This is a genomic window from Latilactobacillus graminis DSM 20719, from assembly GCF_001436415.1.
In the GTDB taxonomy this organism is placed as follows: Bacteria; Bacillota; Bacilli; order Lactobacillales; family Lactobacillaceae; genus Latilactobacillus; species Latilactobacillus graminis.
The window spans coordinates 19,866-20,859 of the sequence record NZ_AYZB01000052.1; the positions used below are offsets into that span (position 1 = coordinate 19,866).

The window sequence follows — 994 nt, forward strand, 5'->3', positions numbered from 1 at the left end:
GGAGAATGAGAGATTCGAACTCTCGCGTGGGCAGAACCCACCTGACGGTTTTCAAGACCGTTCCCTTCAGCCAGACTTGGGTAATTCTCCATAAAATATAAATTTACTACAATGACCCGTACGGGATTTGAACCCATGATACCGCCGTGAAAGGGCGGTGTCTTAACCACTTGACCAACGGGCCATACAAAACGGAGAAGGAGGGATTTGAACCCTCGCGCCAGTTTCCCGACCTACACCCTTAGCAGGGGCGCCTCTTCAGCCACTTGAGTACTTCTCCATATTATTGATAATGGGCCTAAATGGACTCGAACCATCGACCTCACGCTTATCAGGCGTGCGCTCTAACCAGCTGAGCTATAGGCCCATGAAAAGCGGGTGACGAGAATCGGACTCGCGACAACAGCTTGGAAGGCTGTGGTTTTACCACTAAACTACACCCGCATATTCATAGATATGGCGCAGGACAGAATCGAACTGCCGACACATGGAGCTTCAATCCATTGCTCTACCAACTGAGCTACTGAGCCATTTTGAAACGGTCACAACGGGACTCGAACCCGTGATCTCCTGCGTGACAGGCAGGCGTCCTAACCAGCTAGACCATGCGACCAAATTGCGGGAGTAGGGTTTGAACCTACGACCTTCGGGTTATGAGCCCGACGAGCTACCAGACTGCTCCATCCCGCGATAATATAAAATTATACCAACCATCCACCCACAAAATCGCACCAAACGATGGACCTTGTAGGACTCGAACCTACGACCGGGCGGTTATGAGCCGTCTGCTCTAACCAACTGAGCTAAAGGTCCAAGTTTTTTGGAAATAGCGGCGAAGGGGATCGAACCCCCGACCTCCCGGGTATGAACCGGACGCTCTAGCCAGCTGAGCTACACCGCCAAAAAACTTAAATTATACCATGTAACTAACGTTACAATCGGGAAAACAGGATTCGAACCTGCGACCCCCTGGTCCCAAACCAGGTGCTCTACC

General features: G+C 51.3%; 10 tRNA genes. All 10 read right to left on the bottom strand.

From position 1 onward, the window contains the following. A tRNA-Ser gene (locus tag FC90_RS06970) sits at nucleotides 1-90 on the bottom strand. 22 nt (nucleotides 91-112) lie between these two features. Then, nucleotides 113-184 (bottom strand) — tRNA-Glu (locus FC90_RS06975). Nucleotides 185-192: 8 nt separating this feature from the next. Then, nucleotides 193-280: transfer RNA gene (locus FC90_RS06980), tRNA-Ser, on the bottom strand. Nucleotides 281-293: 13 nt separating this feature from the next. Beyond that, nucleotides 294-367, bottom strand: a tRNA-Ile gene (locus FC90_RS06985). Nucleotides 368-373: 6 nt separating this feature from the next. Next, nucleotides 374-444, bottom strand: a tRNA-Gly gene (locus tag FC90_RS06990). 13 nt (nucleotides 445-457) lie between these two features. Further along, a tRNA-Phe gene (locus tag FC90_RS06995) sits at nucleotides 458-530 on the bottom strand. A 9-nt stretch (nucleotides 531-539) separates the two neighbouring features. Then, nucleotides 540-613 (bottom strand) — tRNA-Asp (locus tag FC90_RS07000). A 3-nt stretch (nucleotides 614-616) separates the two neighbouring features. Next, nucleotides 617-690: transfer RNA gene (locus FC90_RS07005), tRNA-Met, on the bottom strand. A 49-nt stretch (nucleotides 691-739) separates the two neighbouring features. After that, nucleotides 740-813: transfer RNA gene (locus FC90_RS07010), tRNA-Ile, on the bottom strand. Between the two features lie 14 nt (nucleotides 814-827). After that, nucleotides 828-901: transfer RNA gene (locus FC90_RS07015), tRNA-Met, on the bottom strand. Nucleotides 902-994 lie beyond the last annotated feature (93 nt).